The sequence below is a fragment of the Micromonospora trifolii genome (genome assembly GCF_050516465.1).
Taxonomy (GTDB): domain Bacteria; phylum Actinomycetota; class Actinomycetes; order Mycobacteriales; family Micromonosporaceae; genus Micromonospora; species Micromonospora trifolii.
On record NZ_CP191526.1, the window covers coordinates 168,308 to 184,376 of the forward strand.

Below are 16,069 nucleotides of genomic sequence, written 5' to 3' on the forward strand. Positions count from 1 at the left end.
ACTTTTCGGTAAACTTTCGGTATTTCGCTGGTGACTGTAAGCAGAACATTAACGTAAGTCAATGTGTGATCCCTGTGCACGTCCAGGTCCCTGGGCCGCCTGGCGAGGGCGCGGTGCGGCTGACGTGGGCATGCCGAGGACGACGCCTCGACTCGTGAGGTCGCCGAAACTTTCGGAGCTTTTCGGGCCGTTGGGGGCCCAGTGACCATCACCTGCGTTCCCGGTGCCGACGGCACCAGGTTGCGAACCTTGCCTCGTCGCTGCGGATTCGTCGGACGACGCAAGCAGGGGTGTGCGGTCGGCATGGTTGATCTGCCCGATCCGACGGCATTTCGGCATAGACGCCCTCCAATTGACAGTTGCAATGGTCAGACGTGTGACCTACGCTCCCAGTAAGAATTTCGGGGCGGTTAACAAAGAGTGCGGTCGGGGCGACGGAAGTCCCCGCCGGCCCTTAGTGGCGTCGCTGTTCCGTACTCGTCGCTCGATACGCACTTTGGGCACCACATCGACGACCAGTGAGAGGAACAGACGTGAAGTCAGCCATATCCACCGCTCGAATGTCAGTGTTGGCGGTGGCGGCGCTCGTCGCCGCCACACTGCCGGCAGTGCTGACAGACCAACTGCCGGCCTCGGCCGCAGTCCAGGCGACCTACTATGTCGCCCCGGACGGTAACGACGCCAATCCGGGCACCCTGCAGTCGCCATTCCGGACTTTGCAACGTGCCCGGGATGTCGTTCGTACGGTAAACACGAACATGACCGGCGACGTGAACGTCCAACTCCGTGGTGGAACCTATCCGGTGAGCAGCACCGTCGAATTCGGACCGAGCGACTCCGGCACCAACGGGTTCCGGGTCAGCTACGCGGCCTACCCCAATGAGAAGCCAGTCCTTGACGGTGGCGTCCAGGTGACCGGGTGGAGCCAGCACAGCGGCAACATCTGGAAGGCGCCGCTCGACCGCGCCAACAAGCTGCGGGCGCTCTACGTCAATGACAAGCGCGCGTACATGGCGTCGAAGACGATCAGCTCGGCGGGGTGTTACGGGACGTACAACATCACGGCCAACCAGGCCTCCTGGGCCTGGGAGTCGGGCTCGCAGTGCGACGGCGCGAAATACAGCCTGAACGACTTCCCGGCCGTCGCCAGCAATCAGGACGACATCGAGATCGAGACCGGAACGACCTGGACCACGGCCATCGTGGGAGTCCGCCAGGTGACCACGAGTTCCGACGGCGCCAACCGGGTCGCCCTCTTCCAGCAACCAGGTGCGGCCATCGCGCAGGGCGCGTTCAACGGCAACGCCCAGGTTGGTGGCACCCACAAGGTGATGAACGCCTACGAGTTCCTGGACGCCCCCGGTGAGTTCTACTTCGACAAGACCAGCCGCACGCTGTACTACTACAAGGCCAGTGCCGAGAACATGTCGACCGCGACGGTCTACGCGCCGAACAACGTGACCACCGTGTTGCGGGTGGCCGGCACCTCGACCAGCAGCCATGCGCGCAACATCACCTTCTCCGGGCTGACGGTCCAGCACTCCGACTGGAACCTGTTCAACGTCGCCGGCTCGTCCTTCAAGCAGGCGCAGCAGGGCAATCTCGGCGCCCAGGTGTATGCGAAGGGCAACTTCCACGTCTACCACTACCGGAATGTGGACGTGACCCCCGGCATCATCCACGTGCAGAACGCCGACGGGATCCTCCTGCAACGCAACCGGATCCAGCACACCGGCGCCGACGGAATCAACATGATCAATGATGTGCAGAGCACACAGTTGATCGGGAACCACACCAACGACATCGCCGGGTCCGCCATCACCGTCGGCCATCCCCAGCACGTCTACATCGGGGACGGCACGTCGACCAACCGGGAGAAGTACTCCGCGTCGGTCGAGGGGCTACCGAAGAACATCGACATCAAGAACAACTACCTCTACGACAGCGCGGTTCTGTTCAACGGGCACAGCCCCATCTCCGCGTACTTCGCCGACACCCTCACCATCCAGCGCAACCGGATCGAGAAGACCCCGTGGTCGGGCATCACGCTCGGCTGGGGCTGGTGGAACTTCGACGGGTCGTCGGGCTCGATCGTGCCGAACCGACCGACCACCACGGCGAGAAACAACACCATCAGTTACAACCACATCATCGACACGGTGCAGCGCCTCAGCGACACGGCCCCCATTTACACGCTCGGAAGTCAGCCCGGGACCACCATCACCAACAACTATCTCCAGGGTGTTCCGTCGGGCCACAAGTACGGACTGCACCCGGACGAGGGATCGGCGTTCATCACGTTCCGCGACAACGTCCTGAGTATCGACAAGAACGTCACCTGGATGATCAATTCGGACGACTTCGGGCGGAAGCACGATCTGAGCATCACGCAGATCTACGGCCCGATCAACAAGGTCTCGAACAAGAATCTGCCGAACAGCACGGTCGCCGACATCCTCGTCTCCTCCGACTATGTCTGGCCGGCGGCAGCGTACGGCATCGCCGCGAACTCCGGCCTTGAGGACGCGTACCGGGACATCATTCCGGCGAGCAATTTCTCCGCACCGAACTATGTGCTGCCGGCCAGCACCTTCGTCACCAGTGCCACGGCGTCGATCCCGATCCGGAGCATCGGCGACGCCACCAAGTCGGTCTGGTTGGCGCCGTACGGCACGACCACCTTCACCGCCGGGGCGACGATGACCAGGGCAGCCGGCACCGCCACGTCCATCGCCGTGCCGGCCAACCAGGGCGAGTACCGGCTCTACGTCGTCGACGCACAGGGCAACCGGTCGGCCGAGTCGACAGCGATCGTCCGGCAGCAGCAGGGCGGTGGCAGCGGTACGGGGAGCGGACAACTCGTGGGTGGCCAGTCGGGTCGCTGTGCCGAGGTGCCCAACTCCTCGACCACCAACGGCACTCAGACCCAGCTCTGGGACTGCTCGACGGGCACCAACCAGCGGTGGACCCAGACCGCCAGCAAGCAGCTGACCGTGTACGGCAACAAGTGCCTGGACGCCTCCGGGGCCGGCACGGCCAACGGCACCGCGGTCATCATCTGGGACTGCCACGGTGGGCTCAACCAGCAGTGGAACGTCAACGCCAACGGCACCGTGACGAACGCCCAGTCCGGGCTCTGCCTCGACGCCTTTGGCGCCGCCACCGCCAACGGCACCAAGCTCATCCTCTGGTCCTGCAACGGCGGCACGAACCAGCAGTGGACGCTGCGTAGCTGACCCGACCAGACTCCGGGGCCAGGCCGACACGGGCCTGGCCCCGGCTACTCCTGGTAGCCGTAGTTGTCGCAGGTCCGGCGTCCCTGGACGCAGTTCTTGGTGCGCTTGTTCATGGTGTTGACGTCCCACATCACGAACGCGTCGCCGTGCATCGACGAGGCGCTCTTGCCCTCCTTGTCGGAGGAGAGGTAGTAGCCCGCCGGGGTGCCCTTCGCCGGGTACTGGATGTCGAAGGTGATCGCCGGGATTCGGACCGGGTGACTGGTCGGGCAGGAGTTGCCGCTGCCGTACGCCACATGGTCCTTGTGGTTGGGGCTGTCCAGGTGCTTGCCGTCCCAGCAGTCCGGGAACTGCATCATGAAGTGCAGCGTCGCGTCGCCCCCGCAGATGGGCCAGTTGCCGTTGGTGCTGCGGGCGATGCCGTCGAGGTCACCGGGGCCGTAGAAGGCGCAGTAGAACTGGCCGGTCGCGCCACGCGGCGTCGGCTTCTTCTTCTTGGCGTCGCCGGAGATCATGCGCAGGCCGTTGGGCATCGGCATCTGGCCGGTCGAGTTCTTGGCGAGCGAGCGGTAGTAGACCCGGAACCCGGTGGTCTCGACCGGCTTTCCCGTCGCGTTGTCGTAGAGCGTGGGCACCCAGTAGGCGGAGTGGTCCTGGACGGGCTTGCAGGAGGTGGCCGTGAACTTTGTCAGGTCGCCGGCGACGGTGTTCGCGTCGACGGCCTTGTTGCCGACGAACGAGTGCATGTGCGACGCGCCCGGTAGGCCGGGGGCGACGATCGGGTCGTCCGGCAGCCGGTGGCTGTACTGGCAGTCCGCCCGGAACTCCGGGAGGTTACCCACCCCGGACGGGACGGGGTCGACCTTCAACGTCCGGTACGCGTCGGCCTGCGCCTTCCAGGCCGCCCGGTCGAGCGGAATCCAGCCGGTTGCCGGAACCTTCGGCGCGGCTGCGGTCGACGGCGTCGCGCCGGTCGACGGGGTCGTGGAGGCCGACGGCGTCGCGGAGGTCGACACCGCCACGCCGGGCGACGCTGGCTGCCCGGCCGGTGGCGACGGGTATTCGAGGGCGTTGGCCGCGTTCGACGGCTCGGGCTGCGGTGCGCCTGAACCCAGGTACACGCCCCCGGCCGCGATGACGAGTACGGCCGCCGCGCCGACGGCCACGCCCAGCCTGTTGCGGCCCAGCCAGCCAGGAACGCGATGACGGGGCGGCTGCGGGCTCTCGTACGACACGGTCACTCCCAACGATTGGACGCCAGGATGACCCGAACGGCCACGGCGGCCGAATGGTAGGCGCTTGCGGCCCGCGCCCGGAAGGTCTTTAAACCTTCCTTAAAGTACGCGGGGCTGGCCGCGTCGTGGGCACCGTCCGCCGGATCCGACGGACGGTGCCCGCGCCCGATCTCGGGTCGGCTCGACGTCGCTAGGAGGCGGCGGGCGGCGTGGTGTCGGTCGGCTCGGCGGCCTCGTCGTCCTTCGCGGGCTCCTCCTCGTCCGCCGCCTTGACGCGCGCGGGCTCGGTCCAGGAGAACTCGATCTCGACGGACACCTCCGTCTCGCTCTCCCGCTCGATCTCCAGCTCGCACCGCACCGTGTCCGCGACCGTCACCGCACCCGCCGCGCCGTAGAAGAGCCGCCCGTCAGACTCCAGCTGGTTCGCCAGCTGGCGCAGCCAGGCGGCCAGGTCGGAGCGTGACACCGTACGGGAGTCCTCATAGATATCCATGTCGGCCATGCTCGCACTCCACAAGGGACGGCGCGTTGAGGGCTTCGCCTTCACGCGCCCGTGCCGGCATGATATGGATCTTGCGGGTTGGCGGTGGTGCGGAAAAGTCGGCTTCGGAGGTGCTGCCGGGCAGCGCGCGGGTAATGCTGGGCGATGACATCGACCTGGAAGCCCCACGAGAAGCACGGCGGCCTGTCGGACAAGGACAAGCGCGAGCTGCCGGAGACCGTTTTCGCGTTCCCCGGCAAACGCAAGGAACCGATGACCGACGCGAGCCACGTCCGCAACGCCATCGCCCGGTTTGATCAGGTGCAGGGCGTCACCGACAAGGACCGCGACCTGGCCTTCCAGAACATCCTCGCTGCCGCCAAGCACTACGGTGTCGACGTCGCCGAGACGAACTGGCGCCAACTCGGCAAACTTCCGCATACGCCGAACCCCGCCCACTGACGGGACACCCACACGATTCGGCTCACTGACCGGATAGGTCCGCCTCCGCTGGGTAAGCGGCGCGGATGCCCGCCAAGCAGGAGCCGGCAGCTGACCACGACCTGCCCCCGCACCGGGTGCCCCGGGTCGACCGAACCTGGGCCGGCCTGCGCGAGCGGGTGTGGCACGGGTTGCGCTCCCGCGCCTGGCGCCTGCGCCTCTACGGGCTGCTCGCCGTGCAGGCCGGCGTCGCGGCGACGATCGCCTGGTTCGTGGGGTACCAGTTCCTGGACAATCCTGCCCCGGTGCTCGCGCCCACCACAGCGGTCGGCATCGTGGCCGCCGCGATGGGCTCACGCCTGCGCCGCACCATCGAGCTGCTGGTCGGGGTCGTCCTCGGGCTCGCCGTCGGTGACGCGCTCATGCCGTTGTTCGGCATCGGGGCCTGGCAGACCGGCGTGGTCGTCGTACTGGCGATCATCGTCGCCATCCTGCTCAAGGGCGGTGGTTCACTACTCACCCAGGCCGGCGGTACCGCGGTGCTCATCGCCACCCTGGAACCGCCCGTGCGTGACCTGTCCGTCCCTCGCTTCGTCGACGCGGCGGTCGGCGGGTTGGTCGGGTTGGCGGTCGGTCTGTTGCTGGTGCCCATTCACCCGCAGCGGACAGTGCGGCGTCTGGCCGAACCCGTCCTCGACCCGGCCATCGCCGCCATGCACGAACTGGCCGCGGCGCTGCGTCTTCGGGATCTTGACGGCGCCCAGCGGAGCCTGGGCGCGTTACGCGGCCTCGGCTCCCGGCTGACCGCGCTGGACGAGGGGCTCGGCGCCGCACAGGAGGTGGTGCGGCTGGCGCCCCTGCGCTGGCGCGAACGCACGTCCCTGGCCTACTACACGGACGCGGTCCGCCACCTGGAGCGCAGCCTCTACAGCTGTCGCGGGATCGCGAGGCGGCTCACGAAGGCCCTTCGGGACGGCGAACCGGTGCCGGAGGAGTTCCCTGCGGCCATCGACCTGCTGGCCGCCAGCGTGCAGACCCTGAGATGCGCGATCCGCGCGCGTGCCGAGCCGCAGGAGGCGCGCCAGCAGGTCCTGACCGCCGTGGAGCTGGTCGGGAAGGCGCAGGGAGACGCCGTACCGGATCCCACCCGCCCACACACCCACCGGTTGGGCTACTCGGGCATGATCGCCGTGGGTGAGTTCCGCACCTCCGCACACGACCTGCTGATGGCCAGTGGGCTGAACGCCGGCGAAGCGGCAGCGTTGGTGCGGCGGACGGCGGACCGGGACGATTGGGACTGAGCCCCGGACCGGCGTCTCCGCCACTATCGCCGAGCGGGAACGTCGAGCGCGCCGACGTCAGGTCGCCTTCAACGACGCGAGGACGTCGAGGTAGTGCGGGTTCTTCATGACCCCCAGCACGTTGCCGAACGGGTCGACCACCGCCGCGGTGATGAACCCCTCGTCTCCGTGCGGAGTGATCGGCTGGTACTCCGTGGCACCCATCGCCAGCAGCCGCTCGACGGTCGCGTCGAGGTCGTCGACGTACCAGTGCATCACCACGCCGCCCGGCCCGTTCGCCGCGCCGGCCGGTGCGTACCTGCGGTCGATGATGCCCAGTTCGGCCTGGTAGTCGCCGACGCGGAACTCGGTGTAGGCCGGGCGTCCGTCGGGGCCGGGGCGCATGAAGTACGCCTCGACGCCAAGGAATTCCGCGTACCAGGCAGTGGCCGCTTCCACGTCGTCCGCCCAGATGTTCAGGGTGGCGAATCCTCGCAGGCTCATCAGGTGTCCTCTCGTCGATGTCGTTGGTGTTGACGCTATCGACGATTGCGGAAGGTTTGCTTCCGCAATGAGTGGTGGGTCTCGACCGTGTCGAGCCGGCGCACGGAAATAGGTGAACACCTCAACCAAATGCTTGCGATGTCAACAAAGTGCGGCGACGATGGTGGGAAGATCCATCGACGCATTGGAGTGCGCGCATGCGAGCAAGAGCAGCCCGGGCCGGCGCAGTGCTGACCATGTCCGCGATCCTGACCGCCGGGCTCGGCGCCCTGGCCTCGCCCGCCTCGGCTCAGGAATCCGGCCTGACCTTCTACAGCGGGACCTTCACCACTGTCGTCGCGCACGTCCCGGCACCGACCGGCGCCTGCACGCCGCTGCCCTCGACGGCCGACAGCCACGTCGGGTGGAGCGGCTTCCAGGACGTCACCTTCTACCGGACCGCTGACTGCTCCGGGCAGGCGACGGGTGTGGGCACGCTCCGGACCTATCCGGCCGGGCAGTACACGAGCTTCCGGGCGATCTGAGCGACTGACCGCGTTTCGGGACGGGGCCGAGGTTGGCCACCAGCCCCGTCCCGGGCCCGGAACGGCGTGTACGCACGCCGATTCCCGGGTAGTCGCCGCCGTCGCGACGATGGATGGCGGGGGACAGCGTGGACAGCTACCCGGCAGTCGAGGACCACGGTCTGATCGGTGATCTACAGACCGCGGCACTGATCAGCACGGACGGTACGGTCGACTGGTTCTGCGCGCCCCGCTTCGACTCGCCGAGCGTCTTCGGCGCGCTGCTGGACCGCCGCAACGGCGGCCACTTCCAGCTCTCGCCCGACGGCGTCGACTACACGAGCAAGCAGCTCTACCTGCCCGGTACGCCGATCCTGATCACCCGCTTCCACAGCGCCGACGGTGTCGGTGAGTTGTTGGACTTCATGCCGGTCACCGGTGCGGAGGCCACCGACCGGCACCGGTTGATCCGGCTGGTGCGGATGGTCCGGGGGAGCATGCAGTTCCGCTTCCACTGCCACCCACGGTTCAACTACGGGCGCGATCCGTACGAGTTGGAGGTGCACCCCGAGGGCGACGTCTTCCGGAGCCCGACGATGAGCCTCACCCTGGCCGCCTTCAAGAACTCGCTCCGCGAGTTCGACGCGAGGGACATCAAACGGGACACCGACGGTGTGTCCGCGTCGTTCACCCTGCACGCCGGCGACATCGGCGGAGTGGTCCTGGAGACGGCCTGTCCGCACGAGCCCCGAGCACTCAGCACCGACGAGGCGTGCGATCTGCTCGCCGAGACCCGCGACTACTGGCGGCGGTGGGTGGGCGGTTCCCGGTACAAGGGCCGCTGGAGGGAGGTGGTCGAGCGGTCGGCGATGACCCTCAAGCTGATGACGTACGCACCGGCCGGTGCCCTGGTCGCCGCGCCCACCGCGGGGCTGCCCGAGCAGATCGGCGGGCAGCGGAACTGGGACTACCGCTACACCTGGATCCGGGACGCGTCCTTCTCCGTGCACGCGCTGCTGCGCCTGGGCTTCACCGACGAGGCCCAGAAGTATCTGCTCTGGCTCGACGCGCGCATCCGTGAGGCACGGGACGGCAACCTGCCCCTGCAGATCATGTACCGCATCGACGGCTCACCGGACCTCCCCGAGGAGGTGCTGGGTCACCTGGAGGGTTACCGCGGCTCCGCCCCGGTGCGGATCGGCAACGGCGCGGCGGGCCAACTCCAACTCGACATCTACGGCGAGGCGCTCGTCTCGTTGGAGCTCGCGGACCGCAACGGGCTGATCGCGCCGTACGAGGGGTGGCGCAAGACGGCCGGGTTGATGGACTGGCTCTGTGAGCACTGGGACCAGCCCGAGGACGGCATCTGGGAGACCCGTTCCGGTCGGCAGGACTTCACCTACGGTCGGGTGTTGTCCTGGGTCGCGCTGGACCGGGCCATCCGCATCGCGCGACGTCGGGGCCGCCCGGGCGACATCGCCCGCTGGTCCGCCGAACGTGACGCCATCTACCAGCAGGTGATGACTCGTGGGTTCAACCAGGAACGTCGCGCGTTCGTGCAGCACTACGGTTCCGACATCCTGGACGCGTCGCTGCTGGCGATGCCGGGTCTGAACTTCATCTCGCCGACCGACCCGATGTGGGAGTCGACGCTGCGGGCGATGGACACCGGCCTGGTCTCCGACAGCCTGGTCTACCGCTACGACCCGAAAGCCTCGCCGGACGGTCTCGCCGGCACCGAGGGCACCTTCAACATGTGCACCTTCTGGTACGTGCAGGCGCTCGCCCTGGCCGGCCGGATCGACGACGCCCGATTGACCTTCGAGAAGATGCTCACCTACAGCAACCCGCTCGGCCTCTTCTCCGAGGAGATCGCGCCGACCGGTGAGCAGATCGGCAACTTCCCGCAGGCGTTCAGCCACCTCTCGCTGATCAGCACGGCGGCGCACCTGGACGACCTGCTCGACCAGCAGGGTTGACCGGACCGGGTCAGAACAGCGTCAGCGGCTCGACCGGGATCGGCTCGGGCAACGCGTCGAGCCCGGGTACGCGTGCCCGTACCTCGTCGTGGAACCGGCGGGCGAGCGCCGGCGCTTCGGCGTTGTCCGGGGTGTGGATGAACATCGTCGGCGAGCGCCCCTCGCGGAGCCAGGTGACGGTCACATCGACCCAGCGCTGCCACCCCTTGACCGTGCGCGTCGGGTTGTCGCGACCGAGGTAGCGGACGATCGGCCGGTCGGTCAGCGCGAGGGTCCGGAGCGGCACGCGGGGCTTCTTGGTCCAGGCGTCCCGTTCCGCGTCACTGGTCGGCGGGCTCGCGAAGAAGGCGGTCGTGTCGAAGGGAATCCATTCGGCGCGGGCGGCGGCGAGGGTCGCCCCGAGCAGTCGGGCCGCGTGGGCGTCGGTGAAGAACGCGGGATGGCGGACCTCCACCGCGTACCGATGGGACTGCGGAAGCTGTTCCAGGAAACGGCCCAGGGCCGGGACGTCGGCGGGCGCGAACGAGCCGGGTAGCTGGATCCAGAGGGCATGGGCGCGCGGGCCGAGCGGTTCGATGGCGTCCAGAAAGACGCCCAGCGGTTCGTCGACGTTGGTGAGCCGGCGTTCGTGCGTGATGACCTTGGGAAGTTTGAGGACGAACCGGAAGTCGGGATCCGTCTGGGCGGCCCACGAGGCCACGGTGTCCCGGGCCGGGGTCGCGTAGAACGTGGTGTTGCCCTCCACGGCGTCACACCAGCTGGCGTAGTGCCGCAGGCGCTCGGTGGGCGGCAGCCGGTGGCCCGGCCACGACCGGTGGCTCCACATCGCGCACCCCACGTGCAGACGCATGACCGCCCCTCCCGCCGGTGACCGCGCTCGACCGGGGCCCACCGTATACGGGCCACTGGACCCGACCGGGAGACGGTGCGGCAGGTAGGGTCCGGCGCCATGCGCGTGTTGTTCGCCAGTCTGGCGTCCGTCGGTCACACCTACCCGTTGATCCCGCTGGCGATCGCCGCCCGGGACGCCGGGCACGAGGTCCACTTCGCTGCCGGGACGGAGGTGCACGCGCCGCTCGCCACGCACGGCCTGCGGCCGTTCCGTCCCGGCGACGCCTTCTACGAGGTGTACGCCGAGGATCTCGCACCGGAGTTGGCGCGGCTGCGGCCCGACCTGGTGGTGCACGAGTGGGGGCTGCCGGGGGCGGCCGTGGCGGCTCACCGGGCCGGGATCCCGGGCCTGTGGCACGGGTTCGGCCGGATGTTTCCCGAGGGCATCGGCCTGGAACTGCCCACCAGGAACGCCGAGGTCGTCGGCCGGCCGCACCTGGACATCTGGCCGCCCTCGCTCCAGGACAAGGACTTCCTCGCCACGGAACGTCGTATCGAGCTGCGACCGGTCGCGTTCTCGACACCGGCACCGCTGCCCGAACGGGTGAGCCGTCGCACGTCGCGACCGTTGATCTATCTGACCCTCGGCACCGCGTTCGGTACGCCGGAGCTGCTGCGCACCGCCATCGCCGGCCTGGCGGCGCTGGACGCCCAGGTGGTGGTCGCGGCCGGCCGGGTGCCCCTGGAACAGTTGGGCGAGATCCCCGACCACGTCAGCGTCCACCCGTGGGTGTCGCAGGCTGAGCTGCTGCCGCTCGTCGACGTGGTGGTGCACCACGGGGGCAGCGGCACCACCCTCGGCGCGCTCGCGGTTGGCGTACCGCAGTTGCTGCTGCCACAGGGCGCCGACCAGTTCGCCAACGCCGACACGCTCGCCGCCGCCGGTGTCGCCCTGCGGCTCCTTCCCGGCCAGGTGGACGCGGGCGCGATCGCCGAGCAGGTCCACCGGCTGCTTCCGCAGCATGGCAACGCCGAGCAACGCGACGCGGTCCGGGCGGTCGCCGAGGAGATCGCTGGCATGCCCTCCCCGGCGGCCGTCGCCCGGCGCCTATCGGAGTACGTGGCAACGGAAGCCTGACCCGAGCGCGGACGTCAACCCAGCGTTGACGACCAGATGTCGTCAACCTATAGTTGACGCATGACGGACCCCAGCCAACTGAGCAACACGCTGAAGCTCGACGACCTCATTCAGTCGATCAAGAAGCTGCACACCGACGCACTCGACCAGCTCACCGACGCGGTGCTTGTCGCCGACCACCTCGGCGAGGTAGCCGATCACCTGATCGGGCACTTCGTCGACCAGGCCCGGCGCTCGGGCGCCTCCTGGACCGACATCGGCCGCAGCATGGGTGTCACCAAGCAGGCCGCCCAGAAGCGCTTCGTGCCGAAGACGACCGACGCGGCCGCGCTCGACCCCAACGCCGGCTTCGGCCGGTTCACCCCTCGCGCCCGCAACGTGGTGATGGCCTCGCAGGAGGAGGCCCGCGCCAGCGGCAACGCCGAGATCGGCCCCGAGCACCTGGTGCTGGGCCTGCTGGCCGAGCCGGAAGGGCTGGCAGCCAGGGTGATGGCTGGTCGCGGCGCCACCCCCGAGGCGGTACGGGAGGCGGTCGGCGCCGTCCTCCCACCGAGGGTCGAGCAGGTTCCGGACCTCATCCCGTACGACGCGCGCGGCAAGAAGGCGTTGGAGCTGACCTTCCGGGAGGCGCTGCGCCTCGGGCACAACTACATCGGCACCGAGCACATGCTGCTCGCCCTGCTGGAGCAGGAGGACGGCGCCGGCGTGCTCACCAACCTCGGCCTGGACAAGGCGACGGTCGAGGCCGACCTGGCCGCCGCCCTCGCCGCCGTCGGGAAAAAGTGAGAGACCGGGGTCAGGACACCTCAGGAAAGCCGTAACGCAGGGCGTGCTCCGGATCGGCCGGGTCGATCTGGCGTACGCCCGCGTCGGCGAGGCGCTTGTTGACCTCGTCGAGTTGCTCACGCACCAGGCGGGCCTCCTCCTCGGTGACCCGGCCGCGGTGTGGCTTGCCGGCGTGCTCCAGCGTGCCGTAGTCGATCTTCTCGGTGGTCTTGCGGGCCTTGGGTGGGCGGACCCGCTCGGCCGTCTTCAACAGCTGCGCCATCGGCACGTCGGTGGCCATCGCGTCGAACTCGCTGGCGGTCAACACCACCCGGCGGGGCTCGCCGCCACCGTGCCGGTCGTGGATCTCCACCACCGCCACGTCCAGCGCGGCGTCGTCGATGTTCTCCACCTCGCCCGGGGTGGCGTCCAACTGCACGGGCCCGGCGACCAGGTCCGGGTGCTCCAGCACGACGACGCGGACCACCTCGTCGTCCTGCTGCAGAACCGTGCCGGTGAAGTCGGAGACGTGGATCGTCTTCTTGCCCATGCGCGGAGCTTCTCCTGTCGTAGGCCGGGATGGCGGACCACAAGAAATTACCCGACAGGTGTGCGAAAGCCGCCGCTGGACCTCCTCCGGTGTGTCGCCCCGAACGTCAGAGGCTGCCCCTCGGTGCCACCCAACCGGTGGTGCGTCAGTGGGTGTTCAGGCGGTGCCGACCGGAGCTGCCGACGGACAGCTTGTTCAGCCCGGCCCACGACAGCGTTCCGCCACCGATCGTCCGCGGGTTCCGGTAGCGCGGCTGAGGCGGATTGCCTCCGACGGCCTCCGCCGCCTGCCAGAGTCGCTCGGGGTCCTGCTGGTAGTGGTCGCTCGGCTGAATCGGCATGCGTTCACCGTCCCAAACAAAGGTGTCCAGGTATGGAAATACATATGACGGTCGATTCGCGCGCCTGGTTCCCGCACCCCTTTCCCGCTCGGCCCTGACGTATCCTGCGCCCGGCCCTGCCGTCCGGCGTACGGTGATCGACGACGGGTCGGGTGACGGGGAGGTGCGCATGCTCGACCGGCGACTTCACCTGCACCTGGCCACCTGGCTCGGCCAGTGGCCGGCCGGGCCGGGATTGCACGTGGTCGCCTCGCAGCGGCGGGCCGAACCGGCCTGGGATGGCCGGCTGCGCCCCGCGCTCGCCGTGGACACCGGGCAGAGCGCCGTGCTCTCCGTGGCGCCGGACCGCGTGGCGGCGACCCGCGCGTTGGTCAGCCGTACGCCGGCTCGCTTGCTCGCCGCACTGCCGGAGGCCGTCGGCCGGCCCAATTTCTGCGTACACGACGGCCCCTTCCGGTGGAGCCTGGCGCCCGCGCCGCTGCCGGACGTGGGGGAGTGGACCGAGCCGACCGCCCCCGGGCTGCCGCCGTGGCTGCGACTCTTCGACCGGCCGGTGCTGGTGGTCCGCGACCCGGACGGCGCCTACCTGGCCGGTGCCGGGATCAAACGGCACGACGCGTACGGGCACGAGTTGGCCGTCGGTACCGTGCCGGCCGCCCAGGGGCGCGGCCTGGCCCGTCGACTGGTGGCTCAGGCGGCGCGGCGGGTGCTCGACGAGGGGGCGGTCCCCACCTACCTGCACGAGCGGGACAATCACACCTCGGCCCGGGTCGCCGAAGCGGCCGGGTTCCCGGACCGGGGCTGGCGCGCGTACGGCGTCTATCCCCGCTGAGCGGGCAACCGGCGCGGACCGTGGATCCCGGGCCGGATCCACGGTCCGCAACCTCCCCCCAGGCCCCGGTACCGGGTGTAGCGGCCTCGCCTGGGCGAGCCGCTACGTGTCGATCACGCTACGTATCGAACTGGCTCGGGGCAAGGTTGAAGCTGTCGGTTCGGAGTGTCGAAAACCAGACTTGACCTGCGGCTTCGCTGCCAGCATGGTGCCGGCCGGATCAGTGACGGAGCGTGCGAATCAGGTCGAGCACCTGTCGGGTCACCGGCCGCAGGACCCGGAGCCGGGACAGTGCCACGAGCCGGTCGATCAGTGGTACGGCCCCGTCGATCAGTTGGCGGGTCTTGATTTGGTCCGGCGATCGGTCGTGCACCCAGTAGAGGATCACGCCCATGTACGCGAGCCAGAGCAGCTCGGGCAGCTGCGGACGCAGCTCGGCGTCGACCTTGGCCGTCGAGCCGGTCAACACCTCGCCGAAGAGGTCGATGGCCGCCTGTCGGGGGCCGGAGGACTCCGCGGAGAAGGGGCTCAACGGGGAGGTGGGCTCCGCCGCCGTCTTGAAGAAGGTCGCCGCGAATCCGTGTGAGGGCGTCAACACGTCGATCCCCGCGTGCAGCACCCCGGCGAGCCGGGGACCGAACGCCTCCTCCCGATCGAGCACGGGCTGCGCGGCGGCCCGGTGCTCGACCTGGGACTGGGCGTAGAACTCCTGAATCAGGTGGTCCTTGGAACCGAAGTAGTAGTAGGCGTTGCCGACCGCCACGCCGGCTTCCTGCGCGATAGCCCGCATGGTCGTCTGGGCGTATCCGCGTTCGCGGAACAGCCGCATCGCGGTGTCCCGGATCAGCTGCCGGGTCTGCTCGCCCCGGGCGGTGGCTGGGTCACCCGCAGTGGTCGTCTGCGCAGGCTGCTCGGTCATCGGGCTCACCGTATCCCGCCGGTTCGTCGGTCGGCTCGGCCCGCGGGTCGCGGATCCGCTCCCGGATCGCCGAGGCGGCGGCCACCGTCTGCCGGGCGAGGGGCAGCAGGTGCGGTCGGGCCAGCCGCTCGGCCGTGGATCGATGGTCGGCCAGTGCCCAGAGGCAGGCGAACCAGGCGCCGTCGCCCGCGTACACCTCGCCGGTGTCGGCGATCACGGTGAGGTCGCGCAGCGTCGCGTCGTGGTCCAGGCCGGGGAAGCGCCGCCGGGCCTCGGCGGACCCGGCCGGCACGAACTCCAGGGGTACGAGCTGGGCGCGGGACGACAACCAGCGGCGGGCGGCGCGGCAGAGCGGGCAGGCCTCGTCGAACAGGACGGTGAACCCCCGGATCCCACCGCCGGAGTGGGCGGTGGGATCCGGGAGCCGACCGACGCCACCGGTCGGGGGCACGGTCATCGGGTCGGTGGGTTGTTCGTCGGGCCGACACCCGGCTGCGGCCCGGTCGGCTGCGGTCCGGCCGGCTGGGGTACTGCCGGGTGTGCGCCGGTCGGTTGCCCTCCGCCCGGGTACGCGCCGACAAACTGCGATCCGGGTGGGGTGGACGGCATGGGGAGTCGGCCGATCGGGGCGAGCGGGGGGTGGGTGGCGAGCTGGCGGAGTCGGTTTCGGCGGTAGCGGCCGAGCGCGAAGACGTTGAAGAAGTGCAGCGCGCCGAGCACCAGCAGCACCAAGCCGATCTTGAGTGACAGTTCCTCCATGGCCTGGCTGGTCGAACCCACCGGGTCGGAGTGCTTCATCGCCACAGTGACGTAGCCGAGGTTGAGCAGATAGAAGCCGACCACGAGGAGGCTGTTGACCGCTTGGGCGAGTCGCTTCTCGGCGAACACCTCCTCCAAGAAGACCAGCCCGTTGCGGGACAGCGCTCGAGCCACCCAGATGGTCAGGCCGACGCTGACCGCGAGGTAGATCACGTACATCCAGACCTTGATGTCCATGTGGACGCCCTTCTTGAACGTGTTCAACTACCGACGTCA

17 protein-coding genes are annotated in these 16,069 nt (G+C 69.0%); 8 read left to right on the top strand and 9 right to left on the bottom strand.

The features are described from left to right. Window positions 1–560 precede the first annotated feature (560 nt). Window positions 561–3,236: an RICIN domain-containing protein gene (locus ACQRWP_RS00775; RefSeq protein WP_430500340.1), complete on the top strand. Its 2,676-nt coding sequence runs from the start codon at window positions 561–563 to the stop codon at window positions 3,234–3,236. Between the two features lie 44 nt (window positions 3,237–3,280). On the opposite strand, the gene ACQRWP_RS00780 is transcribed toward ACQRWP_RS00775, so the two are convergent. Together ACQRWP_RS00780 and ACQRWP_RS00785 are read right to left on the bottom strand one after the other, a co-directional pair. Further along, the gene (locus tag ACQRWP_RS00780) at window positions 3,281–4,471 is read right to left on the bottom strand and encodes a DUF1996 domain-containing protein (RefSeq protein ID WP_430500342.1); all 1,191 of its coding nucleotides are present in this window, start codon (window positions 4,469–4,471) and stop codon (window positions 3,281–3,283) included. A 190-nt stretch (window positions 4,472–4,661) separates the two neighbouring features. After that, window positions 4,662–4,973: an amphi-Trp domain-containing protein gene (locus ACQRWP_RS00785; protein WP_430500344.1), complete on the bottom strand. Its 312-nt coding sequence runs from the start codon at window positions 4,971–4,973 to the stop codon at window positions 4,662–4,664. A gap of 144 nt (window positions 4,974–5,117) precedes the next feature. Here ACQRWP_RS00785 and ACQRWP_RS00790 point away from each other — a divergent pair, with 144 nt between their 5' ends. Then, window positions 5,118–5,414 (top strand): DUF6582 domain-containing protein, encoded by a 297-nt coding sequence (locus ACQRWP_RS00790; protein WP_196921397.1) that lies wholly within the window; start codon window positions 5,118–5,120, stop codon window positions 5,412–5,414. 65 nt (window positions 5,415–5,479) lie between these two features. Beyond that, on the top strand, window positions 5,480–6,694 hold the full coding sequence (locus tag ACQRWP_RS00795; protein WP_430500346.1) for an FUSC family protein: 1,215 nt from the start codon (window positions 5,480–5,482) through the stop codon (window positions 6,692–6,694). A 57-nt stretch (window positions 6,695–6,751) separates the two neighbouring features. On the opposite strand, the gene ACQRWP_RS00800 is transcribed toward ACQRWP_RS00795, so the two are convergent. Then, window positions 6,752–7,177 (bottom strand): VOC family protein, encoded by a 426-nt coding sequence (locus ACQRWP_RS00800; protein ID WP_430500347.1) that lies wholly within the window; start codon window positions 7,175–7,177, stop codon window positions 6,752–6,754. A gap of 197 nt (window positions 7,178–7,374) precedes the next feature. Here ACQRWP_RS00800 and ACQRWP_RS00805 point away from each other — a divergent pair, with 197 nt between their 5' ends. Further along, on the top strand, window positions 7,375–7,701 hold the full coding sequence (locus tag ACQRWP_RS00805; protein WP_430500349.1) for a hypothetical protein: 327 nt from the start codon (window positions 7,375–7,377) through the stop codon (window positions 7,699–7,701). Window positions 7,702–7,814: 113 nt separating this feature from the next. After that, window positions 7,815–9,659 (top strand): glycoside hydrolase family 15 protein, encoded by a 1,845-nt coding sequence (locus ACQRWP_RS00810; RefSeq protein WP_430500351.1) that lies wholly within the window; start codon window positions 7,815–7,817, stop codon window positions 9,657–9,659. 10 nt (window positions 9,660–9,669) lie between these two features. Here ACQRWP_RS00810 and ACQRWP_RS00815 read toward each other — a convergent pair whose 3' ends face one another. Continuing rightward, the gene (locus ACQRWP_RS00815) at window positions 9,670–10,485 is read right to left on the bottom strand and encodes a DUF72 domain-containing protein (RefSeq protein WP_430503378.1); all 816 of its coding nucleotides are present in this window, start codon (window positions 10,483–10,485) and stop codon (window positions 9,670–9,672) included. A gap of 123 nt (window positions 10,486–10,608) precedes the next feature. Here ACQRWP_RS00815 and ACQRWP_RS00820 point away from each other — a divergent pair, with 123 nt between their 5' ends. Together ACQRWP_RS00820 and ACQRWP_RS00825 are read left to right on the top strand one after the other, a co-directional pair. Further along, complete coding sequence (locus ACQRWP_RS00820) at window positions 10,609–11,628, top strand: glycosyltransferase (protein WP_430500353.1); 1,020 nt, start codon at window positions 10,609–10,611, stop codon at window positions 11,626–11,628. Window positions 11,629–11,688: 60 nt separating this feature from the next. After that, window positions 11,689–12,414 carry a Clp protease N-terminal domain-containing protein gene (locus ACQRWP_RS00825; RefSeq protein WP_430500355.1) on the top strand — a complete coding sequence of 242 codons (726 nt, stop codon included), beginning with the start codon at window positions 11,689–11,691 and terminating at the stop codon, window positions 12,412–12,414. 10 nt (window positions 12,415–12,424) lie between these two features. Here the strand turns inward: ACQRWP_RS00825 and ACQRWP_RS00830 are convergent, their stop codons facing one another. Together ACQRWP_RS00830 and ACQRWP_RS00835 are read right to left on the bottom strand one after the other, a co-directional pair. Then, complete coding sequence (locus ACQRWP_RS00830; RefSeq protein WP_091393365.1) at window positions 12,425–12,943, bottom strand: hypothetical protein; 519 nt, start codon at window positions 12,941–12,943, stop codon at window positions 12,425–12,427. Between the two features lie 145 nt (window positions 12,944–13,088). After that, window positions 13,089–13,283 (bottom strand): DNA repair protein, encoded by a 195-nt coding sequence (locus ACQRWP_RS00835; protein WP_430500357.1) that lies wholly within the window; start codon window positions 13,281–13,283, stop codon window positions 13,089–13,091. Window positions 13,284–13,452: 169 nt separating this feature from the next. Here ACQRWP_RS00835 and ACQRWP_RS00840 point away from each other — a divergent pair, with 169 nt between their 5' ends. Then, a complete protein-coding gene (locus tag ACQRWP_RS00840) occupies window positions 13,453–14,115 on the top strand; it encodes a GNAT family N-acetyltransferase (protein WP_430500358.1) in 663 nt (220 codons plus the stop codon). Between the two features lie 220 nt (window positions 14,116–14,335). Here ACQRWP_RS00840 and ACQRWP_RS00845 read toward each other — a convergent pair whose 3' ends face one another. The 3 genes from ACQRWP_RS00845 to ACQRWP_RS00855 are packed head-to-tail and all read right to left on the bottom strand — an operon-like array spanning window position 14,336 to window position 16,057. Continuing rightward, window positions 14,336–15,034, bottom strand: a complete 699-nt coding sequence (locus tag ACQRWP_RS00845; RefSeq protein ID WP_430500360.1) for a TetR/AcrR family transcriptional regulator — start codon at window positions 15,032–15,034, stop codon at window positions 14,336–14,338. Continuing rightward, entirely contained in the window at window positions 14,997–15,491 is a 495-nt protein-coding gene (locus ACQRWP_RS00850) for a thiol-disulfide oxidoreductase DCC family protein (protein WP_430500362.1), read from the bottom strand. Before ACQRWP_RS00850 ends, ACQRWP_RS00845 begins: the two co-directional genes overlap by 38 nt. Continuing rightward, window positions 15,488–16,057: a hypothetical protein gene (locus ACQRWP_RS00855; protein ID WP_430500363.1), complete on the bottom strand. Its 570-nt coding sequence runs from the start codon at window positions 16,055–16,057 to the stop codon at window positions 15,488–15,490. Before ACQRWP_RS00855 ends, ACQRWP_RS00850 begins: the two co-directional genes overlap by 4 nt. Window positions 16,058–16,069: the final 12 nt, after the last annotated feature.